Origin of the sequence: Pseudomonas sp. HLMP (genome assembly GCF_046365545.1) — a bacterium.
GTDB lineage: Bacteria > Pseudomonadota > Gammaproteobacteria > Pseudomonadales > Pseudomonadaceae > Aquipseudomonas > Aquipseudomonas guariconensis_B.
On the sequence record NZ_JBDLLR010000001.1, the window covers coordinates 849,155 to 871,560 of the forward strand.

Annotated in this window: 22 protein-coding genes; 10 read left to right on the top strand and 12 right to left on the bottom strand. The window is 65.3% G+C overall.

Annotated features, from left to right (window positions below; translation table 11 throughout):
- Positions 1–44: 44 nt before the first annotated feature.
- The 6 genes from ABFA30_RS04085 to ABFA30_RS04110 form a co-directional block, all read right to left on the bottom strand.
- Entirely contained in the window at positions 45–821 is a 777-nt protein-coding gene (locus ABFA30_RS04085; RefSeq protein WP_253080763.1) for an N-acetylmuramoyl-L-alanine amidase, read from the bottom strand.
- Positions 822–882: 61 nt separating this feature from the next.
- Positions 883–2,769 carry a diguanylate cyclase gene (locus ABFA30_RS04090; protein WP_410045172.1) on the bottom strand — a complete coding sequence of 629 codons (1,887 nt, stop codon included), beginning with the start codon at positions 2,767–2,769 and terminating at the stop codon, positions 883–885.
- A 63-nt stretch (positions 2,770–2,832) separates the two neighbouring features.
- Complete coding sequence (locus tag ABFA30_RS04095) at positions 2,833–3,687, bottom strand: endonuclease/exonuclease/phosphatase family protein (RefSeq protein ID WP_225789999.1); 855 nt, start codon at positions 3,685–3,687, stop codon at positions 2,833–2,835.
- A 12-nt stretch (positions 3,688–3,699) separates the two neighbouring features.
- A complete protein-coding gene (gene dsbA / locus ABFA30_RS04100) occupies positions 3,700–4,332 on the bottom strand; it encodes a thiol:disulfide interchange protein DsbA (protein WP_225789998.1) in 633 nt (210 codons plus the stop codon).
- Between the two features lie 152 nt (positions 4,333–4,484).
- Positions 4,485–5,102 carry a c-type cytochrome gene (locus ABFA30_RS04105; RefSeq protein ID WP_225789997.1) on the bottom strand — a complete coding sequence of 206 codons (618 nt, stop codon included), beginning with the start codon at positions 5,100–5,102 and terminating at the stop codon, positions 4,485–4,487.
- A 31-nt stretch (positions 5,103–5,133) separates the two neighbouring features.
- Positions 5,134–5,436: a c-type cytochrome gene (locus ABFA30_RS04110; RefSeq protein ID WP_225789996.1), complete on the bottom strand. Its 303-nt coding sequence runs from the start codon at positions 5,434–5,436 to the stop codon at positions 5,134–5,136.
- A 193-nt stretch (positions 5,437–5,629) separates the two neighbouring features.
- Here ABFA30_RS04110 and yihA point away from each other — a divergent pair, with 193 nt between their 5' ends.
- Positions 5,630–6,262 (top strand): ribosome biogenesis GTP-binding protein YihA/YsxC, encoded by a 633-nt coding sequence (yihA, locus tag ABFA30_RS04115; protein WP_225789995.1) that lies wholly within the window; start codon positions 5,630–5,632, stop codon positions 6,260–6,262.
- Positions 6,263–6,598: 336 nt separating this feature from the next.
- Here yihA and polA read toward each other — a convergent pair whose 3' ends face one another.
- A complete protein-coding gene (polA, locus tag ABFA30_RS04120) occupies positions 6,599–9,364 on the bottom strand; it encodes a DNA polymerase I (protein ID WP_253102762.1) in 2,766 nt (921 codons plus the stop codon).
- Between the two features lie 75 nt (positions 9,365–9,439).
- On the opposite strand from polA, the gene ABFA30_RS04125 reads away from it, so the two are divergent.
- Entirely contained in the window at positions 9,440–9,727 is a 288-nt protein-coding gene (locus ABFA30_RS04125; protein ID WP_225789993.1) for a DUF2782 domain-containing protein, read from the top strand.
- Positions 9,728–9,799: 72 nt separating this feature from the next.
- Entirely contained in the window at positions 9,800–10,750 is a 951-nt protein-coding gene (locus tag ABFA30_RS04130; protein WP_225789992.1) for a homoserine kinase, read from the top strand.
- Positions 10,751–10,860: 110 nt separating this feature from the next.
- Here ABFA30_RS04130 and ABFA30_RS04135 read toward each other — a convergent pair whose 3' ends face one another.
- Positions 10,861–11,772, bottom strand: a complete 912-nt coding sequence (locus ABFA30_RS04135; RefSeq protein WP_225789991.1) for a zinc ABC transporter substrate-binding protein — start codon at positions 11,770–11,772, stop codon at positions 10,861–10,863.
- A 66-nt stretch (positions 11,773–11,838) separates the two neighbouring features.
- Between ABFA30_RS04135 and zur the strand changes: the two genes are divergently transcribed.
- The 4 genes from zur to ABFA30_RS04155 all read left to right on the top strand — a co-directional run bounded on the left by zur (position 11,839) and on the right by ABFA30_RS04155 (position 14,704).
- Positions 11,839–12,324, top strand: coding sequence for a zinc uptake transcriptional repressor Zur (gene zur, locus ABFA30_RS04140; protein ID WP_225789990.1), 486 nt, complete (start codon positions 11,839–11,841; stop codon positions 12,322–12,324).
- Entirely contained in the window at positions 12,321–13,094 is a 774-nt protein-coding gene (gene znuC / locus ABFA30_RS04145; protein WP_410045173.1) for a zinc ABC transporter ATP-binding protein ZnuC, read from the top strand. The genes zur and znuC overlap by 4 nt, the downstream gene beginning before the upstream one ends.
- Positions 13,087–13,869: a zinc ABC transporter permease subunit ZnuB gene (znuB, locus tag ABFA30_RS04150; RefSeq protein WP_225789988.1), complete on the top strand. Its 783-nt coding sequence runs from the start codon at positions 13,087–13,089 to the stop codon at positions 13,867–13,869. The genes znuC and znuB overlap by 8 nt, the downstream gene beginning before the upstream one ends.
- Positions 13,870–13,996: 127 nt before the next feature.
- Positions 13,997–14,704: a PA5502 family lipoprotein gene (locus tag ABFA30_RS04155; protein ID WP_225789987.1), complete on the top strand. Its 708-nt coding sequence runs from the start codon at positions 13,997–13,999 to the stop codon at positions 14,702–14,704.
- Positions 14,705–14,831: 127 nt separating this feature from the next.
- Here the strand turns inward: ABFA30_RS04155 and katE are convergent, their stop codons facing one another.
- On the bottom strand, positions 14,832–17,027 hold the full coding sequence (gene katE, locus ABFA30_RS04160) for a catalase HPII (RefSeq protein ID WP_410045174.1): 2,196 nt from the start codon (positions 17,025–17,027) through the stop codon (positions 14,832–14,834).
- 173 nt (positions 17,028–17,200) lie between these two features.
- On the opposite strand from katE, the gene ABFA30_RS04165 reads away from it, so the two are divergent.
- The 3 genes from ABFA30_RS04165 (at position 17,201) to ABFA30_RS04175 (ending at position 19,714) form a co-directional block, all read left to right on the top strand.
- Positions 17,201–18,208, top strand: a complete 1,008-nt coding sequence (locus ABFA30_RS04165; RefSeq protein WP_225789985.1) for a methionine ABC transporter ATP-binding protein — start codon at positions 17,201–17,203, stop codon at positions 18,206–18,208.
- Entirely contained in the window at positions 18,208–18,879 is a 672-nt protein-coding gene (locus tag ABFA30_RS04170) for a methionine ABC transporter permease (RefSeq protein ID WP_225789984.1), read from the top strand. Before ABFA30_RS04165 ends, ABFA30_RS04170 begins: the two co-directional genes overlap by 1 nt.
- A 64-nt stretch (positions 18,880–18,943) precedes the next feature.
- The gene (locus tag ABFA30_RS04175) at positions 18,944–19,714 is read left to right on the top strand and encodes a MetQ/NlpA family ABC transporter substrate-binding protein (protein WP_225789983.1); all 771 of its coding nucleotides are present in this window, start codon (positions 18,944–18,946) and stop codon (positions 19,712–19,714) included.
- Between the two features lie 103 nt (positions 19,715–19,817).
- Here ABFA30_RS04175 and ABFA30_RS04180 read toward each other — a convergent pair whose 3' ends face one another.
- From ABFA30_RS04180 to ABFA30_RS04190, 3 genes are read right to left on the bottom strand one after another with little or no spacing between them, the layout of a single operon-like run.
- Entirely contained in the window at positions 19,818–20,450 is a 633-nt protein-coding gene (locus ABFA30_RS04180) for an SCO family protein (protein ID WP_225789982.1), read from the bottom strand.
- The gene (gene cyoE / locus ABFA30_RS04185; protein ID WP_410045175.1) at positions 20,447–21,346 is read right to left on the bottom strand and encodes a heme o synthase; all 900 of its coding nucleotides are present in this window, start codon (positions 21,344–21,346) and stop codon (positions 20,447–20,449) included. Before cyoE ends, ABFA30_RS04180 begins: the two co-directional genes overlap by 4 nt.
- Entirely contained in the window at positions 21,331–22,404 is a 1,074-nt protein-coding gene (locus ABFA30_RS04190) for a COX15/CtaA family protein (protein ID WP_225789980.1), read from the bottom strand. Before ABFA30_RS04190 ends, cyoE begins: the two co-directional genes overlap by 16 nt.
- Positions 22,405–22,406 lie beyond the last annotated feature (2 nt).

The following is a 22,406-nucleotide window of genomic DNA, read 5'->3' on the forward strand; positions in this document are numbered from 1 at the left end:
TATGTTGACCCGCGAAGGTCTGGGCCGCTTCGCAGCCCCAAGGTTCAGCGCATGCTGTTGAGCACCTGCAGCATCGCCGCAGTCTGGGCGTCCGGCATGCCGTCGAAACGCTGCGGGCGGAAGCGCATCTGGAAGGCGGCGATGACATGACGGGTGGCGACATCCAGCTCGCCGGTCTGCGCGATGGCATAGCCGAACCGTGCCAGTTGCTGCTGGTACCAGCCCGCCGTCGGCGGATTGACGCTGAAGTACGCCTGCTGCCGTGCCACCGCCGTCGCCTCCGGCCATACGCCGAGGCCTGCATCGGCCAGGCGCTTCCAGGGGAACACCGGCCCGGGGTCTAGCTTGCGCAGCGGCGCGATGTCGCTATGGCCGATAATGTTCCGGGGCGCGATGCCGTTGCGCTTGACGATGTCCTTGAGCAAGGCGATCAGTGCCTGGACCTGCGCCTCGCTGTAGGGGTGCCAGACACGGCCAGTGGGTGTGTCGGTATAGCCCGGATTGACGATCTCGATGCCGATGGAACTGGAGTTGAGCCAGGTACGGCCTTGCCACTGGCTGTCGCCGGCATGCCAGGCGCGGCGGCTCTCATCCACCAGTTGGTAGACCTTCGCCGGGCCATCGCCGATCAGGTAGTGGCTGCTGACCTCGCCATGGGTCAGCAGCGCCAGGGAGCGCTCCAGCGAGGCGTTGGTGTAGTGCAGGACGACGAACTGGATACGGTTGTCCTGGTTGACCGACGTATGGCTGCGATCGATACGCAAGCCGGTGGAGCAGCCGGTCAGGACGATCAGCAGCAGGGCAGTGAACAACGCTTTCATGGAAACAGCCAGGGTGATGGGTCAGTAATGCAATAGCATAACGTATGCACGCCTCGCCCAGTCAGCCTTGTTCCACCCGATTTCGCCCCAGCTCCTTGGCACGGTACAGCGCGGCATCGGCGCGCTTGAGCACCTGGTCGCCACGCTCGCCGGAGCGAAACGCGCTCAGCCCTATGGAAGTGGTGATCACCACCCGCTGGCCCTTGAAGTGGAACGGGCAAGCCTCGACTGCCGCGCGTAGGGCCTCGGCCATCTCGCCCCCGTCCGCCAGCGAGGTCTGCGGTAGCAGCAGGACGAATTCCTCGCCGCCAAAGCGGGCGATGAAGTCCTGGCCACGCAGGCGCTTGCGCAACTGGTCGGCGACGATCTTCAGGACCTTGTCCCCGGCCAGGTGGCCATAGCTGTCGTTGATACGCTTGAAGTGGTCGAGGTCGAGAATCGCCATCGACAGATGGCCACCTTGCTCCTGCCAGGCTTGTACCTCGCGCTCGACACGCTCCGTCCAGGCGGCTCGGTTGGGCAGGCCGGTCAGTGGGTCGATCAATGCTTTCTGCCGCTGCTCCTCCAGGTGATCGCGATAGCCGAGGGCCTCCTGCTCCATATGCGCCACCCGTTCGGCCAAACCCTGCAGGCGGCCGGCCAGTTCCTGCTCGCGGCGGTCGCGCTCCTGCTGGTGTTCGTCCATGGTCGTCAGCAGGCCCTCGAGGCGGTTCTCCAAGATGTGCTTGAGGCTGTCCAGGTCAACGGCGCCTTGCACGCTGTTCTGCAGACCGTCGACCTGCTCGCGCAACTGGCTGTCGAGTTCGCGGGCGGCGCAACTGTTGTCGGCATGCCCGGCACTGGCCTCCTGCAGGTGGCCCTGGAAGCTTTCCAGGCGCTCGTTGAGCTGCTGCAGGTAGGCCTCGAACTCGTGCTGGCCGCTGTCGGTGATCGCCAGCATCAGCACCGCCAGGTCATCCAGTACCGGGATCAGCTCATACCAGTTGAGCCCGCGTGACACCCGCTCACGCATGGCCAGGGCCTGGGCCTTGTGACGCTCCGGTAGGCTCAGGTCGTCGAGCAGGCCGATCAGGGTCTGCTCGATGTGTGCGGCTACCGTGCTGTAGGGCGGTTCGACGGCATCGGGCAGGGCGTAGGGACCGTCTTCATCGATGGCTTCGCCTGGGCCATCGGCCAGCGGCTCGCCAGGCTCGCGGTCATCGTCCGGCGACGGCTCCACCTCGAGCGGGCGCTCGGTCGGGGCCGTCTCCTGCACCGAGGGTAGCTCGATCTCGACCGGGTCTGGACCTGGTGCCTCGGCCAGCGGCTGCAATTCATCCATGTCGGCCGGAAGGGCTACGGGCTCGGCACCCGGCTGCGCCATGGCGCCGGCGACGGGCAGCGTCTCGGCCATGACCGCGACAGGCTGGATTTGCGCCTGCGTCTCGTGGTTACCGAACAAGCGCTGCAGCAACCCTGGCCGGGGCTCCTCCTCCGGCCTTTGCAACACACGCAAAGCCCGGCCCTGCAAACCGCTGAGTTCGCCCAGCAAGGGCGGCAGCTCGCGGGACTGGCTGACGCCCCCTTCGAGCTTCTTGGAGAGTTTCTTCAAAGGGCGGGCGACCTCGCCTGGCAATGGCAGGCCTTGCAACTGACCAACCAGCGCCGTCAAGGCATCACTGACCTGGTTCATGCGGGTTTCGCGTCGCTGCTCAGAATCCAGCACGGCCTTTTCCAGCCGTGGGATCAAGCCGGCGAGGCCGGCGTCCAGGTTGTCACTACGGATGACTTCGCGCATTTCCTTCATGCACTGGTCGACCGCCTTGTCACTGCCCTCGGCTGCCAGGGAACTGCGCACCAGGCCACGGCGCAGCAGGTCGAGACGGGCTTCCCAGCGGCGTTCGAGCTTTTCCTGCTGTTCGATGCTCTTGAGGTATTTTTCTTTCCAGCGCTCGGCTTCGTCGGTCATGCCTGGGTCCGCAACGGGTGGTGGCATCTAGATTTCGGCGAAAAGCCCGAACTCTTGAGACCTCTAGCTCACGACCGGCAGCGTATCCACCGCCAAGGCTTCAGGCAAACGAATCTCGACGGCAACGGGAAGGTGATCGGAAATGGGCTGGGCCAGCACCTCGACCCGCTCCAGGGTCAGGCTCGGGCTGAGCAGGATGTGGTCCAGGCAACGTTGGGGGCGCCAACTGGGGAAGGTGGCCTCGACCTGCGGGGCCACCAGGCCCAAATCGCGCAGGGGTGAATGCTCGAGCAAGTCGTTGGCATGGGTGTTCATGTCGCCCATGAGGACCTGGTGGCGGTAGCCGCCGATCAGCTCGCGCACGTAGGCCAGTTGCCGGGCACGGGTCTTGGCGCCGAGCGCCAGGTGCATCATCACCACGATCAGCGCGTCCTTGCCTTCACCGAAACGCACCAGGATCGCCCCGCGCCCGGCAGGGCCGGGCAGGGGATGGTCTTCCAGGTGCTGGGGCTTGAGCCGGCTGAGCACGCCGTTGCTGTGCTGGGCGAAACGCCCCAGGTTGCGGTTGAGCTGCTGGTACCAGTAAGGGAAGGCACCAAGCTGGGCCAGGTGCTCGACCTGGTTGACGTAGCCCGAGCGCAGGCTGCCGCCGTCGACCTCCTGCAGGGCCACCAGGTCGAAGTCGCCGAGCAGGTCACCGATCTTCTGCAAGTTGCCCGCACGCCCCGTATGCGGCAACAGGTGCTGCCAGCTGCGGGTCAGGTAGTGGTGGTAGCGCTCGGTGCTGATGCCGACCTGGATGTTGAAGCTGAGCAGCCGCAGCCGGCCATCTTCCGGCAGGCCCGGGGCCTGCAGGTGATGTTCGTTGACCTGCGGCTGATGCGGGCCGATACCTCGCGTGGTCCGGAAGCGGCTCATGCAGGGCGCCGCTTACTTCGCGGCGCGCTCCTTGGCGATCAACTGGTCGGCGACATCCAGCACCCCTTCCGGGCCACCGGCGGTGCCCAGGTCGAAGCGGTACTTGCCGTTGACCACCATGCTCGGCACGCCGGTGATCTCGTACTTCTTCGCCAGTTCCTTGGCCTGCTTGACCTGGCCCTTGATGGCGAAAGAGTTGAAGGTGGCGAGGAACTTGTCCTTGTCCACACCCTGGGTGGCGAGGAAGTCGGCCATTTCCTCAGGCTTGGTCAGGTGCATGCGCTTGTTCTGGATGGCATCGAACACCGCGGCATGGACCTTGTGCTCCACACCCATGGCTTCGAGGGTCAGGAACATCTGGCCGTGGGCGTCCCACGGGCCACCGAACATGGCTGGCACGCGCTTGAAGTTGACGTCGGCCGGCAGTTTTTCAGCCCAGGGGTTGATGGTCGGTTCGAAGTGGTAGCAGTGCGGGCAGCCGTACCAGAAGAGCTCGACGACTTCGATCTTGCCTGGCACGGAAACCGGGACAGGGTTGCTCAGCTCGAAATACTGCTCGCCTGCCACAGGCTCCGCGGCCTGTACGGCGGTCATTCCGAATACGCTGGCGGCGACCAGCGCAGCGCTGAGAATCAGTTTACGCATGCTTTACTCCTGAGCAGTCATTGGTCGCCTCGACGCGACCCGTACTGTGACAGGTCGGGAAGGGCCCGAGTTCTGTAGTGTAATGGCTACGGACAGAAAAAAGGGCAGCCCGCGCCGCCCTTTCATCATCGCCTGACAGCATTAACCGAAAATTAATGCAGGCCCTGGATGTAACTGGCCAAGGCTTCGATGTCCTTGTTGCTCAGCTTGGCGGCGATCGAACGCATGGTCATGGCGTCGCCGTCATTGGTGCGGTTGCCCTCACGGAAGTCGGTGAGTTGCTTGGACACGTACTGGGCGTGCTGGCCGCTCAGGTGCGGGAAGCCGGCCAGGGCGATACCCGCGCCGTTGGGCGAGTGGCAACCGGTGCAGGCCGGCATGCCTTTTTCCAGGTCGCCGCCGTTGAACAGGGCACGGCCACGCTCGACCAGGTTGGGGTCGGCGGCCCCGACGCTGCCCTTCTGGCTGGCGAAATAGGCCGCGATGTCGGCCAGGTCCTGGTCGCTGAAGGGGTCGAGCATGCCCGTCATTTCCAGCACGGTACGCTTGCCGGACTTGATGTCGTGGAGTTGTTTCTCGAGATAGCGCTGGCCTTGGCCGGCCAGTTTGGGGAAGTTCGGCGCCAAGCTGTTGCCGTCGGGGTTGTGGCAGGCTCCACAGACGGCTGTCTTGGCCTGGCCGGCAGCAGCATCGCCTTTGATGGGTTGCGCAGCATTGGCCGCACCTGCGACACCCACGGTCAACAGCAGACTCACGAATAGTTTGTTCATCAGCTAATCCAACACGGCTAAGGGTGAAATGTTATGTATCGGGACTGTCGCTCATCCAGAGGATGACCGACCGGTAGTCCTCGGTACTGCAGTCCATGCACAATCCACGCGGCGGCATAGCCTTGAAACCCTGGGTAACATGCGCCACCAGTACCTCCACACCTCGCGCCAGCCTTGGCTCCCAGGCTGCCCGGTCACCCTTCTTGGGTGCCTGTGGCAACTGCCCGGCGTGACAGGCCGCACACGTGCGGTTGTACAACGCCTCGGGATCCTGTGTAGCCTGAGCGCTGAAAAACGGCAGGAACATACCGACAGCAAGCAGCCATTTCGCCATGCGCAACGACCTTTCAGGGTTGGGGGCCGCGCTGCGTTCTGATGCGCGAGCTTCTGATCGACACCCCATGCACATCATCCTACGCCGGGATAATGCGCACACAAAAACTGGGGCATTATATACTTCCGCCATCCAAACGGAAACGACACAGCTTGCCGGGCCTGGTCTTGGCGGCACCCACATCGGATATCCCATGCAAGTCAAAAACCCCATCCTCGGCCTCTGCCAGAAAGCCAAATTCGCCCTTAGCGCCGCCAAGGTCGAACAATGCCCGGACGACCAGGGTTACGAGGTGGCTTTCGCCGGCCGTTCCAACGCCGGCAAGTCCAGCGCCCTCAACACCCTGACCCATGCCAGCCTGGCGCGTACCTCCAAGACCCCGGGACGCACCCAGCTGTTGAATTTCTTCAGTCTGGACGATGAACGGCGTTTGGTCGACCTGCCAGGCTACGGATATGCAAAAGTGCCGATTCCGCTCAAGCAGCACTGGCAGCATCACCTGGAGGCCTACCTCGGCAGCCGCGAATGCCTGCGCGGGGTGATCCTGCTGATGGACGTGCGTCACCCGATGACCGACTTCGACAAGATGATGCTCGACTGGTCCACGGCCAGCGGCATGCCCATGCACATCCTGCTGACCAAGGCCGACAAGCTGACCTTCGGCGCCGCCAAGAACACCTTGCTCAAGGTGCAGTCGGAAATCCGCAAGGGCTGGGGCGAGGGAGTGACCATCCAGCTGTTCTCGGCGCCCAAGCGCATGGGGCTGGAAGAGGCCTATGGCGTGCTGGCCGGCTGGATGGAGCTGGAAGACAAGCCAGCGGCATGACTGGGGGCAAGCTTCAAGCTGGGGCTGCTACATGCCCGGGATCGCCGAATCGCGGGCAAAAAAAACCCCGGACTTCGTATGGGGAGGGGGAAGTTCGGGGTTCAAGTCCGGACCGCTAGGGCGGGGTCCGGGTATCTGCCAACACTTAACACAACATAGGAGCATCGAAAGGCTTCACCAGCCATTCAGTTACTCTGAGTCCCGGTTCACCGGTTTAGTTCCGACGCCCTGAAAACTATTTGCGATAGTTTCATGAACACTCAGAACCACTGACGCTGAGCCAGCTTCGGATCCGCGACACTACGCCGCAGATCCTACGCCTCTTTGTCACACCGTTCAGTGAGCTTCGTCCCAATTCGAGCCGATGCCGACTTCCACCAGCAGCGGCACGTCCAGTTGCGCGGCGTTGCTCATGTATGGGCGGATCTGCTCCCTGACCTGCTCGACCAGATCCTCGCGCACCTCCAGCACCAGTTCGTCGTGCACCTGCAGGATCACCCGCGCATCCAGGCCGCTGTCGGTCAGCCAGTTGTCCACCGCCACCATGGCGCGCTTGATGATATCGGCCGCGGTGCCCTGCATCGGCGCGTTGATCGCGGTGCGCTCGGCGCCCTTGCGCAGGGCCGGGTTCTTCGCGTTGATGTCCGGCAGGTACAGGCGGCGGCCGAACAGCGTCTCGACGAAACCCTGCTCGGCGGCCTGGGCACGAGTGCGCTCCATGTAGGCCAGCACGCCCGGGTAGCGGGCGAAGTAACGGTCGATGTAGTCCTGCGACTGCTTGCGGTCGACACCGATTTGCTTGGCCAGGCCGAAGGCGCTCATGCCATAGATCAGGCCGAAGTTGATGGCCTTGGCGCTGCGCCGCTGGTCGCTGGTGACCTGCTCCAGCGGCACGCCGAACACCTCCGCGGCGGTCGCCCGGTGCACGTCCAGGTCATTGCGGAAGGCATGCAGCAGGCCCTCGTCCTTGGCCAGGTGGGCCATGATGCGCAGCTCGATCTGCGAATAGTCGGCGGCCAGCAGCTTGTAGCCGGGGCTGGCGATGAACGCCTGGCGGATACGCCGGCCTTCGGCGGTGCGGATCGGGATGTTCTGCAGGTTCGGGTCGCTGGACGACAGCCGGCCGGTGGCGGCCACGGCCTGCTGGTAGGAAGTGTGGATGCGCCCGGTACGCGGGTTGATCTGCTCCGGCAAACGGTCGGTGTAGGTGCTCTTGAGCTTGCTCATCGAGCGGTACTGCATCAGCACCTTGGGCAACGGGTAGTCCTGCTCGGCCAGTTCCGCCAGAACCGCCTCGGCGGTGGAGGCCTGGCCCTTGGCGGTCTTGCTCAGCACCGGCATGCCCAGCTTGTCGTAGAGGATCACGCCCAGTTGCTTGGGCGAGCCGAGATTGAATTCCTCGCCGGCCAGTTCGAAGGCCTCGCGCTCCAGCTCGGCCATCTTCACGCCCAGCTCGCCGCTCTGCACCGCCAGCAGCTCGGCGTCGACCAGCGCGCCCTGGCGCTCGATCTTCGCCAGTACCGGCACCAGCGGCATCTCGATGTCCATCAGCACCGGCTGCACGCTCGGGGTCTGGGCCAAGCGCGCCTGCAGGGCATGGTGCAGCCGCAGGGTGATATCAGCGTCCTCGGCAGCGTAGGGGCCGGCCTTTTCCAGCGGGATCTGGTTGAAGGTCAACTGCTTGGCGCCCCTGCCGGCGATGTCCTCGAAGGCGATGGTGGAATGGTCCAGGTACTTGAGCGCCAGGCTGTCCATGTCGTGGCGGGTGGCGGTGGAGTCCAGCACGTAGGATTCGAGCATGGTGTCGTAGGCCACGCCACGCATCTGGATGCCCTGGGCCGGGTCGCCGCCGATGGCGCAGTTGGCCAGGATGTTGATGTCGTACTTGGCGTTCTGGCCGATCTTGGCCTTGCCCGGGTCTTCCAGCAGCGGCTTGAGGGCCAGCAGCACCTCGTCGCGGTCCAGTTGGGCGGGGGCGCCTTCGTAGTCGTGGGTCAGTGGCACGTAGGCCGCCTCATGGGGCTCGATGGCGAACGACAGGCCGACCAGCCTGGCCTGCTGGGCATCCAGGCTGGTGGTCTCGGTGTCGAAGGCGAACAGCGGCGCCTGGCGCAGCCGTTGCAGCCAGTGATCGAAGCGCGCCTGGTCGAGGATGGTCTCGTACTTGGGCTCGGCCTTGGCCACCGGCTCCTGCGCCGTGGCGATCGCTTCGCCGGCCTGGGCCGCATCGCGCTGGACCTCGGCGATCCAGCTCTTGAACTCCATCTCGGTGTACAGCGCCAGCAGCGCTTCGCGGTCCGGCTCGCCGCAGACCAGCGCCTCGACCTCGATCTCCAGTGGCACATCGATCTTGATGGTGGCCAGCTCGTACGACAGGAACGCCGCGTCGCGGTGCTCCTCGAGCTTGGCCGGCAGGCCCTTGGCGCCGCGGATCGGCAGGGCGGGGACCTTGTCCAGGTTGTCGTACAGCTCGCGCAGGCCGCCACCGATGCCGGTCAGCAGGCCCACGGCGGTCTTTTCGCCGACGCCGGGCACGCCGGGAATGTTGTCGACCTTGTCCCCCATCAGGGCGAGGAAGTCGATGATGTGCTCGGGGCCGACGCCAAATTTCTCGTGCACGCCAGCAACGTCCAGCACGCTACCGGTCATGGTATTGACCAACGTGATGTGCCCGTCCACCAATTGGGCCATGTCCTTGTCACCGGTCGAGATGATCACCGGCCGCCCCAGTGCCGCGCTGCTGCGCGCCAGGGTGCCGATCACGTCGTCGGCCTCGACCCCTTCGACGCACAGCAGCGGGTAGCCCAGGGCCTTGACGCTGGCATGCAGGGGCTCGATCTGCACCCGCAGGTCGTCCGGCATGCTTGGGCGGTTGGCCTTGTATTCGGCGAACATGGCGTCGCGGAACGTACCGCCCTTGGCGTCGAAGACCACCGCGAACAGGCTGTCCGGATACTGCTTGCGCAGGCTCTTGAGCATGTTCAGCACGCCCTTGACCGCGCCGGTGGGCATGCCCTTGGAGGTGGTCAGCGGCGGCAGTGCGTGGAAGGCGCGGTACAGGTAGGAGGAACCGTCCACCAGGACGAGGGGCGCTTGGCTCATGAGGAGAATCAACCTTTTCGGCAGGTCCGGCGCTAGAATAGCGGGAACAATTGACGACAAAGGGACAAGGTTATCATGCGTACACCCATTCGCCTGTTGCTGCTCGGTCTGCTGGCCACCATGCCTGTCGTCACCCTGGCGGCGGACGACGCCCCCTCGGCCGATCCCGAGGTGACCATTCGCACGGAAGGCGACAACACCATCCAGGAGTACCGGCAGAACGGTTTCCTGTATGCGATCAAGGTCACGCCGAAGCACGGCAAGCCTTATTTCCTGGTACGCGCCGATGGCTCCGAGGGCAATTTCATTCGTTCCGACCAACCGGACATGCTGATCCCCTCCTGGAAGCTCTTCGAGTGGTAAGGTAATAACGCGTATCGTTCACATAAACCAGGCACTTCCGGGCGGAAGTGCCCGCATGGGCTTCTTTTCATCATGTCAGTCTTCACCCCTGTGACCCGGCCTGAGCTGGAAACCTTTCTGGCGCCCTACGAACTGGGCCGTTTGCTCGACTTCCAGGGCATCGCCGCCGGCACCGAGAACAGCAATTTCTTCATCAGCCTGGAGCAGGGGGAGTTCGTCCTGACGCTGGTCGAACGGGGGCCGGTCGAGGACCTGCCGTTCTTCATCGAATTGCTCGACGTGCTGCACGATGCCGACATGCCGGTGCCCTACGCCCTGCGCGACCGCGACGGCAACGCCCTGCGCGAGCTGTGCGGCAAGCCGGCGCTGCTGCAGCCACGCCTGTCGGGCAAGCACATCAAGGCGCCGAACAGCCAGCATTGCGCCCAGGTCGGCGAATTGCTCGCGCATATCCACCTGGCGACCCGCGAACGCATCATCGAACGCCGCACCGACCGTGGCCTGGACTGGATGCTCGCGGCCGGCGCCGAGCTGATGCCAGGGCTGGATGCCCGGCAGGGCCAACTGCTACGCGCGGCGTTGGACGAGATCGCCGCGCACAAGGCGCAGATCCTCGCCTTGCCACGGGCCAACCTGCATGCCGACCTGTTCCGCGACAATGTGATGTTCGAGGGGACCCACCTGACGGGGGTGATCGACTTCTACAACGCCTGTTCCGGGCCGATGCTGTATGACATCGCCATTACCGTGAACGACTGGTGCTGCGACGAGGCCGGTGGCATCGACCTGCCCCGCGCCCAGGCGTTGCTGGGCGCCTACGCGGCGCTGCGGCCATTCACCGCGGCCGAGGCCGAACTGTGGCCGATGATGCTGCGTGTGGGTTGCGTGCGTTTCTGGCTGTCGCGCCTGATCGCCGCGCAGGCGTTCGCCGGGATGGACGTGATGATCCACGACCCGAGCGAGTTCGAGGTGCGCCTGGCGCAGCGTCAGCAGGTGGCGCTGAGCCTGCCGTTCGCCCTCTGATCCGGCGGGGCCGTCTTCGCGGGCAAGCCCGCTCCCACAGGGATCGTGATGGCCTTGCAGGCTGCGAACAAGTGTGGGGCCGCTGTGCGGCCCCACAGCCCACACCGGCCCTAGAGCTGCTCCAGGCACCCCGCCAGGTCATTGCCCAGCTTCTCCAGCAACCGTTCGTAGCCCTTGGCATCCACCGGGTCGGTGCCTCCCAGGGCATCCAGTTCCGCCAGCCGCACCGGCAGCCCGGCCGTCAGGGTCTCGGCCAAACGCGGGCGCAGCGGCGGTTCGCTGAACACGCAGGTCTTGCCCACCGCCTGCAGGCGTTTGCGCATCGCCGCCACATGCTGCGCACCCGGCTGCACTTCGGAAGCCACGCTGAACACGCCGGTGTGCTTGAGGCCATAGGCCGCCTCGAAGTAGTCGAACGCCTCGTGGAACACGAAGTAAGGCTTGCTCGCGATCCCCGCCAGGCGCGCCTTGATGCGCGCATCCAGGGCATCCAGGCGTGCATCGAAGGCCTTCAGGTTGGCCTGGTAGCGGGCGGCATTGGCCGGGTCGACCGCGGCCAGGTCACTGGCCATCTTCGCCGCGATCACCCGGGCGTTGGCCGACGACAGCCACAGGTGCGCATCGAGGCTTCCCGGGCGGTGGTCATGGTCGTGATCGTCGTGGTCTTCTTCATGTTCATGGGAATGGCTGTCTTCGCCGAAATGGCGCAGTTGCATGCCTGGCAGCGACTGCACGGCGACGGTCGGCTTGCCACGACTGCCCAGCACGCGGGGCAGGAAGCCTTCCATGTCCGGGCCGATCCAGTACAGAAGGTCGGCCTCGGCCACCCGCCGCACATCGGACGGTCGCAGGGCGTAGTGATGCGGCGAGGCGCCCGGCGGCAGCAACACATCCGGGCTGCCGGTACCGTCCTGGACGGCCGCGGCGATCTGCTGCAGGGGCTTGATGCTGGTCAGCACGCGCACGTCGGCCTGGGCCGAAAAGGCGATGAACGCGACAAAAAGGGCAAGGAATCGGGACACGATGAATACTCGACGGCTCAGAAACGAGTAACATAATAACGTCTCTATCCAGAACCGTCGCCGCCCATGTCCATCACGCCGCTGGCCCACCGTCCCCACGATCACTCCCATTGCGTGCACAGCGCCCTGGCCGAAGCCGATGCCCTGTGCACGCGCCAGGGCCTGCGCCTGACCGCCCTGCGCCGCCGTGTGCTGGAACTGGTCTGGCAGAGCCACAAGCCGCTGGGCGCCTATGACATCCTCGCCGTGCTCAGCGAGCAGGACGGCCGCCGCGCCGCCCCGCCGACCGTGTACCGCGCCCTGGACTTCCTCCTGGAAAACGGCCTGGTGCACCGCATCGCCTCGCTCAACGCCTTCATCGGCTGCAGCCACCCCGAGCACGCGCACCAGGGCCAGTTCCTGATCTGCCGCGAATGCCACGTGGCCATCGAACTGGAGCAGGACAGCATCAGCGACGCCATCGTCACCAGCGCCAAGGGTGTCGGCTTCAGCGTCGAGTCGCAGACCGTGGAAGTGGTCGGCCTGTGCAGCAACTGCCGGGGCACGCCATGAGCGACGCGCTGATCCGCCTCGAACAGGTCGGGGTCACCTTCGCCGGCGAGGCGGTGCTCGACAGCATCGACCTGTCGGTCGTCCCCGGCCAGATCGTCACCCTGATCGGCCCCAACGGCGCCGGCAAGACCACCCTGGTGCGCACCGTGCTCGGCCTGCTCAAGCCGCACCGGGGCAAGGTCTGGCGCAAGCCACGGCTGCGCATCGGCTACATGCCGCAGAAGATCCAGGTGGATGCGACCCTGCCCCTGTCGGTGCTGCGTTTCCTGCGCCTGGTGCCTGGCGTGGACCGTGCCGCGGCGCTGGCTGCGCTGCAGGAGGTCGGTGCCGAGCAGGTGATCGACAATCCGATCCAGACCATCTCCGGCGGCGAGATGCAGCGTGTGCTGCTGGCCCGGGCACTGCTGCGCGAGCCACAGCTGCTGGTGCTCGACGAGCCGGTGCAGGGAGTCGACGTGGCCGGCCAGGCCGAGCTCTACAGCCTGATCACCCGCCTGCGCGACCGCCACGGCTGCGGCGTGCTGATGGTTTCCCACGACCTGCACCTGGTGATGAGCACCACCGACCAGGTGGTCTGCCTCAACCGCCACGTGTGCTGTTCGGGCCATCCGGAGCAAGTCAGCGGCGATCCGGCGTTCGTCGAACTGTTCGGCCAGAACGCGCCGAGCCTGGCCATCTACCACCACCATCACGATCACCGCCACGACCTGCACGGCTCGGTGATCGCCCCAGGCCCCCATGTCCACGGAGAACACTGCAAGCATGGCTGACTTTCTTCTCTACGCCCTGCTTGCAGGCCTGGCCCTGGCGGTGGTGGCCGGGCCCCTGGGCTCCTTCGTGGTCTGGCGGCGCATGGCCTATTTCGGCGATACCCTGTCCCATGCCGCGTTGCTCGGCGTGGCCCTGGGCCTGGCCCTGGACATCAGCCCCGCCCTGGCGGTGACCGTCGGTTGCCTGCTGCTGGCGATCCTCCTGGTGACCCTGCAGCAACGCCAGCCACTGGCCTCCGACACCCTGCTCGGCATCCTCGCCCCCAGCACCTTGTCCCTGGGCTTGGTGGCGCTGAGCTTCATGCGCGACGTGCGCATCGACCTGATGGCCTACCTGTTCGGCGACCTGTTGGCCATCAGCCCCACGGACCTGACCTGGATCCTCGGCGGCAGCGTGCTGGTGCTGTTGCTGCTCGGCGCCCTGTGGCGGCCGCTGCTGGCGATCACCGTGCACGAGGAGCTGGCGATGGTCGAGGGCCTGCCGGTGGCGGGCCTGCGCCTGGCGCTGATGCTGCTGATCGCGGTGGTCATCGCCGTGGCCATGAAGATCGTCGGCGTGCTGCTGATCACCTCGCTGCTGATCATTCCCGCCGCCGCGGCACAGCGTCACGCCCGCTCGCCGGAGCAAATGGCCCTGGGCGCCAGTTTGCTGGGCGTGGCGGCGGTTTGCAGCGGCCTGGCCCTGTCCTGGTTCAAGGACACCCCAGCCGGCCCATCGATCGTGGTCTGTGCGGCGGTGCTATTCTTGCTGAGCCTGGCGTTGCCAAAGCGCTGAGTTACAGGGTGTGCGCTGGCGCACCCTGCAACCTTTTCCCCTGTAAAGGGTCTGTAAGACGTGTTTTCGAGCGCGCGCACCTGGGTGTAGACTTGCTCGCTTTTTGCGCAAATAGAGAGTCGCAGGAATGAAGCCGTTCGTCTCCCGTTATCTGCTTGTTGCCGCGTTTTCCCTGTTCCTGGCTGCCTGTTCCGGCACGCCGGCCGAACAGTCCGCCGCGCCTGCCCAGCCAGATGCCTGGCAGCAGTTGCAGCAGAGCATCACCAGCAACGAACTGGCCACGGCCGAAGACCAGCTGGCCGCCCTGCAGGCCCAGTCGCCCGACGACGTGCGCCTGGAGCAGTACCAGCGACAGCTCGCCGAGGCCTACCTGCAACGCAGCCAGATCGTCCTGCAGAAGGGTGACGTCAATGCCGCCGCCACGGCCCTGGCCCGCGCCCGCGCGCTGATGCCCCAGGCGCCGGCGCTGACCGGCGGCGATGCCGTGGCCCAGGCGCGCAAGGCCGAGCTGGAAAAGGCCGAGGCCGCGCTCAAGGCCGCCGAGGCCAGGCCCAAGGCACGGCTGATCGACCCCACCGCGCCGAATACCGTCGTGGCGCTGAAGACCACGGATATCCGTGCCATGCGCCGGCAGCTCGATGACATCGCTGCCGACGTGGTGAACTACCAGTGCGAGGTGGTGTTCCAGGTCCCGCGCACCCAGGATGCGCCCTGGCTCAAGACCCTGCTGGAAAAGCGCGTGCGCAAGCTCGACGAAGGGTTCGCGCTGAAACAACGGCATGAGATCCAGCGCTCGCTGCCGGCGCAGGTGGTGTTGGTGCCGCATCGGCCTTGAGATCCTGGGGCCGCTTCGCGGCCCATCGCCGGCAAGCCGGCTCCCACAGGGTGCCGTGGTGCTCACAAAGCATGGGCCATGCGAGGACTCTGTGTGAGCTTGCCAGCGATGAGCTGCACAGCGCACCTTACGCAGGAATACCCTCGACTCCAGCCTCCCGCGCCCACACCCGGTGCCGCTCCAGCACCTTGACGAAGGCCGCCACCACTTTCTGATCATCCCCCAGTAGCAATCCCTCGTCCTCCTTGAGCCCCAGCCTGTCCAGCAAGGCCTTGGCGCCCCTGGCCAAGCCCATGGGCTTCAAATGCTTGTAGGCCTCGAGCAGGTAATGCTTGGCCACCCCACTCTCGCCCAGGGCATCCAGCGCCGCCTTGCCGGCTGGCACCCACAGCCCATCGATCATCACCGACGGCATCCCCTCCATCGACGCATCCACCGGCAACGGCTTGCCTTCGGCGGTCTTGACCGGCGCCGAAGTCGGCCCCAGCAGCAAAATCCGTGCGCTCTCGGCCTCGAAGGCCTTGACCAGCCTGTCGACGCTGGCGCCTTCCACGCCATCGGCCACCAGCAGGGCAATCTTGCGCCCCTTGATGCCCACGCTGCCGGGATGGTTCATCTGGCTCAAGGCCGGTGACTGCGCCGGTTTCGAGCCCTTGACCTGCACGGTACCGGCCTTGGGTGCAGGCAGGCCCAGATTGGCCGCCACCGCCGCCGCCAGCCCAAGGTCGATATTGGCCAGGATCTCGTTGACCTCGCGTACACGGATCGCCTCGCGCTCCACCTTGCCCAGCTCGAAGCTGTAGGCCTTGACGATGTGCTGCTGTTCGTTGGGGCTCATGCTCTGGTAGAACAGCCGTGCCTGGGAGAAGTGGTCGCTGAAGGAGTCGCTGCGCTCGCGGATCTTGTGCGCATCGATACGCTCCTGGTAGCTATCGAAACCGCCATCCTCCGGAGCCGGCGGTGTCTCCTTGGGCCAACCACCATCGATGGAGTTGGGCTCGTAGGAGGCACGTCCCTTATCGAGGGTCATGCGGTGCATGGCATCGCGCTGGCTGCTGTGGTTGGGCACGATCGGCCGGTTGATGGGGATCTCATGGAAGTTCGGGCCACCGAGGCGGCTGAGCTGGGTGTCGGTGTAGGAGAACAACCGGCCCTGCAGCAGGGGGTCGTTGGTGAAGTCGATGCCCGGCACGATATGCCCGGGGCAAAAGGCGATCTGCTCGACTTCGGCGAAGAAGTTGTCCGGATTGCGATTGAGCACCATCTTGCCCAGCGGCGTCACCGGCACCAGTTCCTCGGGAATGATCTTGGTCGGGTCGAGCAGGTCGAAGTCGAAACGGTGCTCATCCGCCTCGGGCACGATCTGCACCCCCAGTTCCCATTCCGGGTAGTCGCCGGTCTCGATGGCGTCCCACAGGTCACGGCGGTGGTAGTCGGTATCCTTGCCTGCCAGCTTCTGGGCTTCGTCCCACAGCACCGAGTGCACGCCCTGGCGTGGTTTCCAGTGGAACTTCACCAGGCTGGCCACACCCTCGGCATTGATCAGGCGGAAGGTGTGCACGCCAAAGCCTTCCATCATCCGCAAGCTGCGCGGGATGGCCCGGTCCGACATGGCCCACATGACCATGTGGGCCGACTCCGGCACCAGCGAGACGAAGTCCCAGAACGTATCGTGGGCCGAGCCACCGGTGGGGATCTCGTTGTGCGGCTCGGGTTTCACCGCGTGGACGAAGTCCGGGAACTTGATCGCATCCTGGATGAAGAACACCGGCATGTTGTTGCCCACCAGGTCAAAATTGCCCTCGTCGGTGTAGAACTTCACGGCAAAGCCGCGCACGTCGCGCACGGTGTCGCCAGAGCCGCGCGGGCCTTGCACGGTGGAGAAACGCACGAAGACCGGCGTGATCTTCTCGGGGTCCTGGAGGAACCCGGCCTTGGTCAGTTGCGCATGGCAGCCGTAGCTCTGGAAGTAGCCATGGGCGCCGGTGCCGCGGGCGTGGACGATACGCTCGGGGATACGCTCATGGTCGAAGTGGGTGATCTTCTCGCGCATGATGAAGTCTTCGAGCAGCGAGGGCCCCCGCGCACCGGCCTTGAGGGTGTTCTGGTTATCGGCGATCTTCACCCCCTGGTTGGTGCGCAAGGCCTGGCCGGTGGCGTCGCTGCGAAACGCCTCCAGGCTCTGCACCTTGGCATTGGTGTTGGCCCGGTCGGGGGTCGTGGTACCGGCGACCTGGCTTTCCCTGGGCATGTCCTTCTTCTTGCTGGGCATGGTTCGGCTCTCCTTATCAGTCTTGAGCGAGCCCGTATCGGGCTTGTTCAACTAGTGACTGGAAGGCGTTCGCGAGCGTTCAATCGGGATTACCAGTTGTCGCGTTATGCCGGCCGGATTGGTTCATGACGAAATAAATGCTAAGAACAACTATGGGAAAAGGCTAAAATGCGCGCCCCGGCTAACCGCTGACCCTATTCCATGCGCCCCACAAGGTTCGCTCAGTGATCGAGTTTCAACATGTCCACAAGACCTACCGTGTCGCCGGTAGGGATATCCCCGCCCTCAATCCGACCAGCCTGACCATCGACAACGGCCAGGTGTTCGGCCTGATCGGGCATTCCGGCGCAGGCAAGAGCACCTTGCTGCGCCTGATCAACCGCCTCGAGGCCCCGAGCGGCGGCAAGATCATCGTCGACGGCGAGGACGTCACCGCCTTCGACGCCAACCAGCTGCGTCGCTTCCGCCAGCAGGTCGGGATGATCTTCCAGCACTTCAACCTGCTGGCCTCCAAGACCGTGGCCGACAACGTCGCCCTGCCGCTGACCCTGGCCGGCGAACTGTCGCGGGCCGAGATCGACCAGCGTGTCGCCGAACTGCTGGCCCGCGTCGGCCTGTCGGACCATGCCCGCAAGTACCCGGCCCAACTCTCCGGCGGCCAGAAGCAACGCGTGGGCATCGCCCGCGCCCTGTCGACCCGGCCGAAGATCCTGCTGTGCGACGAGGCCACCAGCGCCCTCGACCCGCAGACCACCGCGTCGGTGTTGCAACTGCTGGCCGAGATCAACCGCGAGCTGAAGCTGACCATCGTGCTGATCACCCACGAGATGGACGTGATCCGCCGGGTCTGCGACCGCGTGGCGGTGATGGATGCCGGGCAGATCGTCGAACAAGGCCCGGTGGCCGATGTGTTCCTGCATCCGCAGCACCCGACCACCCGACGTTTCGTCCAGGAAGACGAGCAGGTCGACGAGAACGAGCAGCGCGACGACTTCGCCCACGTGCCCGGGCGCATCCTGCGCCTGACCTTCCAGGGCGAGGCCACGTACGCCCCGCTGCTGGGCACCGTGGCCCGCGAGACCGGCGTGGACTACAGCATCCTCGCCGGGCGTATCGACCGCATCAAGGACGTCCCCTATGGACAGCTGACCCTGGCCGTCACCGGTGGCGACATGGACGCGGCGTTCGAGCGCTTCAAGGCAGCGGATGTGCATATGGAGGTACTGCGTTGATGGACGCCCTGAATTTCTTCGCCAACGTCGACTGGGCCGAGATCTGGCTGGCCAGCATCGACACCATGATCATGCTGTTCGGCTCGCTGTTCTTCACCGTGCTGCTGGGCCTGCCATTGGGCGTGCTGCTGTTCCTCTGCGGCCCACGGCAGATGTTCGAGCAGCGGGGCGTGTACGCGCTGCTGTCGCTGATCGTCAACATCCTGCGCTCGCTGCCGTTCATCATCCTGCTGATCGTCATGATTCCGGTCACCGTGCTGATCACCGGCACCTCGCTGGGCGTCGCCGGCGCCATCCCGCCGCTGGTGGTGGGTGCCACGCCGTTCTTCGCGCGCCTGGTGGAAACCGCCCTGCGCGAAGTGGACCGCGGCATCATCGAGGCGACCCAGTCGATGGGCGCCACCACCCGCCAGATCATCATGAACGCGCTGTTGCCAGAGGCCCGGCCGGGCATCTTCGCGGCCATCACCGTCACCGCCATCACCCTGGTGTCGTACACCGCCATGGCCGGCGTGGTGGGCGCGGGCGGCCTGGGCGACCTGGCCATCCGCTTCGGCTACCAGCGCTTCCAGACCGACGTGATGGTGGTCACCGTGGTGCTCCTGCTGGTCCTGGTTCAAGTTCTGCAGAGCGTCGGCGACAAACTGGTCGTGCACTTTTCCCGTAAGTAACCCCAATGGGGTCGGCCTGGCCGACCCGTTCGGGGGCCGTCGCGGCCCTCACAAGGAGTGATCGATGAAGAAACTGCTTGCTGTCGTGGCCGCCGTCGCGGCCTTCTCGGCCAACGCCGAAACCCTGACCGTCGCCGCCACCCCGGTGCCTCACGCGGAAATCCTCAACTTCGTGAAGCCGCAGCTGGAGAAAGCTGGCGTGGAACTGAAGGTCAAGGAGTTCACCGACTACATCCAGCCGAACGTACAGGTGGCCGAGAAGCGCCTGGACGCCAACTTCTTCCAGCACCAGCCGTATCTGGACGAGTTCAACAAGTCCAAGGGCACCGAACTGGTCAGCGTTACCGGCGTGCACCTGGAGCCGCTGGGCGCCTACTCCAGCAAGATCAAGAAGCTCGACGAACTGCCGTCCGGCGCCACCGTGGTCATCCCCAACGATGCCACCAACGGCGGCCGCGCCCTGCTGCTGCTCGACAAGGCCGGCGTGATCGCGCTCAAGGACAACAAGAACATCCTGTCCACCGTCAAGGACATCACCGCTAACGACAAGGGCCTGAAGTTCCGCGAACTGGAAGCGGCCACCATCCCGCGCGTGCTGACCCAGGTGGACCTGGCGCTGATCAACACCAACTATGCGCTGGAAGCCAAGCTCAACCCCGAAAAGGATGCGCTGGTCATCGAGGGTAGCGACTCGCCCTACGTGAACATCCTTGTCGCCCGCCCGGACAACAAGGACTCGCAGGCCATGAAGAAGCTGGCCGATGCCCTGCATTCGCCCGAGGTGAAGCAGTTCATCACCGAGAAGTACAAAGGCGCGGTGATTCCGGCGTTCTGATTGCGCCAAGTTCTCTGGGCCGGTCAGTTCAGCAGGGCTGCTTTGCAGCCCATCGCCGGTACGCCGACGATGGGACGCGAAGCGGCCCCAAATCAGCCGATACTCAGTCCCGCTTGACCAACCCCGGCAACTGCGCCACCAGCTTCTGGTTGTTGAACGGCGCCCGGATGAACCCCCGCTGGCGCCCATCCGGCCCGACGATCGCCAGGTTGCCACTGTGATCCACGGTATACCCCGGCTTGCTGGTATCCGCCGGAATGAACGGAATGCTCAGGGCATTGGCCAATGCCTGGGTGTCCTCGAGGGTGCCCGCCAATCCGAGGAAGTCCTTGTCGAAGTACCCCAGGTACTGCTTGAGCTGGTCCGGCGTATCGCGATTCGGGTCGACACTCACCAGCACCACCTGCAACCGCTCCAGCGCCTCCTTGGGCAGCTCGCTCTTCACCTGGCGCAGCTGGGCCAGGGTAGTCGGGCAGATGTCCGGGCAGTAGGTATAGCCGAAGAACAGCAACGACCACTTGCCCTTGAGCTCGTCCAGCTCCACCGGCCGGCCTTCCTGGTCCCTCATCTTCACGTCCGGCACGGTGCGGCTCTGGGGCAGGAGAATGATGCCGGCGTCGATCAGTTCGGCCGGGTTCGCCTCGCTGCGGCCGTTGAGCACCTTGTTGACGGTCAGGCCGAGGATCAGGGCGACCACGGCGACGAGGATGAAAACGGTTTTCTGGGTTCGGGTCATAGATTCAGCAACAGGTAGTGGTCCAAGAGCAGTGCGATGAACAGCAGGAACAGGTACCCGATAGAGTACTTGAAGGTCCCGATCGCAGCGTGCGGCCTGGTGCCACGGTACAACACCCAGGCCCAGTGGACAAAGCGCAGCCCCAGCACGAGGGCACACGCCAGGTACAACGGGCCGCTCATGTGGATGGCATAGGGCAGCAGGCTCACCGCCAGCAACACCAAGGTATAGAGCAGGATGTGCAGCTTGGTGTAGCGCTCGCCATGGGTCACCGGCAGCATGGGAATGTCGGCCTTGGCGTACTCCTCCTTGCGGTGGATGGCCAGGGCCCAGAAGTGCGGCGGGGTCCAGGCGAAGATGATCAGCACCAGCAGCAGCGGCTCGGCGCCGACATGGCCGCTGACCGCCACCCAACCCAGCAGCGGCGGCGCCGCACCGGCCAGGCCGCCGATCACGATGTTCTGCGGGGTGGCACGCTTGAGAAAGCCCGTGTAGATCACCGCGTAGCCGAGCAACGAGGCCAGCGTCAGCCAAGCGGTGAGGGCATTGGTGAACACCAGCAGCAGGGCCATGCCCAGCACCGCCAAGGCCAGGGCGAAGCCCAGCGCCGGCAGCGGCGCGACCCGCCCTTCGGCCAGCGGGCGCCGGTGGGTACGGACCATCAGCGCATCGATGCGCCGATCCACCACATGGTTGACCACCGCCGCGCCGCCCGCGCACAGGCCGATGCCTAGGTTGCCGAACAGCAGCACGCTCCACGCCACCCCGGCACGGGTAGCGAGGAACATGCCCACCAGCGAGGTGATCAGCATCAGCACCACCACCTTGGGCTTGGTCAGTTCCAGGTAGTCGCGCCAACCGGCCCGCCGTCTGCGCTCGCTCAGAAGCGTCGCCACGAATCACCCCTCATGTGCTGGGAGAGCCCCACGCCGGTCACCGGTGTCAGGCGCCAGCCCTGCGTGATGCGGACCTTGTCGACCACGCGGATCCGGTAGTTCACCAGCACCATGCACAGCAACAACGCGGCACCGCCGGCGTTGTGCGCCACCGCCACGCCCAGGGGCAGGTGCAACAGCACGTTGCTGATGCCCAGGCCCACCTGCACGGCCAGCGCCAGCAGCACCAGGCGGGCCAGGCCGGAAAGAGCGTTGCGGTGCAGCTTCCAGCTGAGCAGCAGCAACACGGCGATGACCAGCAACGCACCGAGCCGGTGGCTGATGTGGATAGCGGTACGCGCATCGCTGTCCAGCTGCCCGCCCAGGTAGTTCGGGCCGACGTGCTGGGTCAGGTGGAAGCCGTTGCTAAAGTCCGCCGCTGGCCACCACTGGCCGTGGCAGGTGGGCAGGTCGATACAAGCGACCGCCGCATAGTTGGCGCTGACCCACCCCCCCAAGGCGATCTGCCCGATCACCACCAGCAATGCCAGCGCCGCCACCCGCCGCAGGCTCAGCGGCAGCTTGGGCAAAGGCGCGAAGGCCCGGGATAGACGCAGGGACAGCAGGAACAACAGGCTCAGGGTGGTGAAGCCGCCGAGCAGGTGCGCAGTGACCACCTGGGGCCAGAGCTTGAGGGTCACCGTCCACATGCCGAACACCGCCTGCGCCAGCACCACGCCCAGCAACAGCAGCGGCAGGCGATAGGGCTGGCCGTCACGGGCATGGCGCCTCAGTGCCTGGAACGCCAGTACGGCGATCACCAGCGCCAGGGTGCCGGCGAAGTAGCGATGGACCATCTCTGCCCAGCCCTTGGCTTGCTCCACCGGATGCTCCGGGAAGTGCAGCTCGGCATGGGCCAACTGCGCCTCGGTCTTGGGCACTCCGATGAAGCCATAGCAACCCGGCCAGTCGGGGCAGCCGAGGCCGGCGTGGGTCAGCCGGGTATAGGCACCGAGCAGGACGACCAGCAGTGCCAGCAGGGTGGCGAACACAGCGAGGCGGTATCCGGGTCTGGCCATGG

What these genes read in the sequence shown, in the direction of transcription:
- ABFA30_RS04085 (WP_253080763.1), bottom strand. Translation starts at nt 821, where the DNA reads ATGAAAGCGTTGTTCACTGCCCTGCTGCTGATCGTCCTGACCGGCTGC.
- ABFA30_RS04090 (WP_410045172.1), bottom strand. Translation starts at nt 2,769, where the DNA reads ATGACCGACGAAGCCGAGCGCTGGAAAGAAAAATACCTCAAGAGCATC.
- ABFA30_RS04095 (WP_225789999.1), bottom strand. Translation starts at nt 3,687, where the DNA reads ATGAGCCGCTTCCGGACCACGCGAGGTATCGGCCCGCATCAGCCGCAG.
- dsbA (WP_225789998.1), bottom strand. Translation starts at nt 4,332, where the DNA reads ATGCGTAAACTGATTCTCAGCGCTGCGCTGGTCGCCGCCAGCGTATTC.
- ABFA30_RS04105 (WP_225789997.1), bottom strand. Translation starts at nt 5,102, where the DNA reads ATGAACAAACTATTCGTGAGTCTGCTGTTGACCGTGGGTGTCGCAGGT.
- ABFA30_RS04110 (WP_225789996.1), bottom strand. Translation starts at nt 5,436, where the DNA reads ATGGCGAAATGGCTGCTTGCTGTCGGTATGTTCCTGCCGTTTTTCAGC.
- yihA (WP_225789995.1), top strand. Translation starts at nt 5,630, where the DNA reads ATGCAAGTCAAAAACCCCATCCTCGGCCTCTGCCAGAAAGCCAAATTC.
- polA (WP_253102762.1), bottom strand. Translation starts at nt 9,364, where the DNA reads ATGAGCCAAGCGCCCCTCGTCCTGGTGGACGGTTCCTCCTACCTGTAC.
- ABFA30_RS04125 (WP_225789993.1), top strand. Translation starts at nt 9,440, where the DNA reads ATGCGTACACCCATTCGCCTGTTGCTGCTCGGTCTGCTGGCCACCATG.
- ABFA30_RS04130 (WP_225789992.1), top strand. Translation starts at nt 9,800, where the DNA reads ATGTCAGTCTTCACCCCTGTGACCCGGCCTGAGCTGGAAACCTTTCTG.
- zur (WP_225789990.1), top strand. Translation starts at nt 11,839, where the DNA reads ATGTCCATCACGCCGCTGGCCCACCGTCCCCACGATCACTCCCATTGC.
- znuC (WP_410045173.1), top strand. Translation starts at nt 12,321, where the DNA reads ATGAGCGACGCGCTGATCCGCCTCGAACAGGTCGGGGTCACCTTCGCC.
- znuB (WP_225789988.1), top strand. Translation starts at nt 13,087, where the DNA reads ATGGCTGACTTTCTTCTCTACGCCCTGCTTGCAGGCCTGGCCCTGGCG.
- ABFA30_RS04155 (WP_225789987.1), top strand. Translation starts at nt 13,997, where the DNA reads ATGAAGCCGTTCGTCTCCCGTTATCTGCTTGTTGCCGCGTTTTCCCTG.
- ABFA30_RS04170 (WP_225789984.1), top strand. Translation starts at nt 18,208, where the DNA reads ATGGACGCCCTGAATTTCTTCGCCAACGTCGACTGGGCCGAGATCTGG.
- ABFA30_RS04175 (WP_225789983.1), top strand. Translation starts at nt 18,944, where the DNA reads ATGAAGAAACTGCTTGCTGTCGTGGCCGCCGTCGCGGCCTTCTCGGCC.
- ABFA30_RS04180 (WP_225789982.1), bottom strand. Translation starts at nt 20,450, where the DNA reads ATGACCCGAACCCAGAAAACCGTTTTCATCCTCGTCGCCGTGGTCGCC.
- ABFA30_RS04190 (WP_225789980.1), bottom strand. Translation starts at nt 22,404, where the DNA reads ATGGCCAGACCCGGATACCGCCTCGCTGTGTTCGCCACCCTGCTGGCA.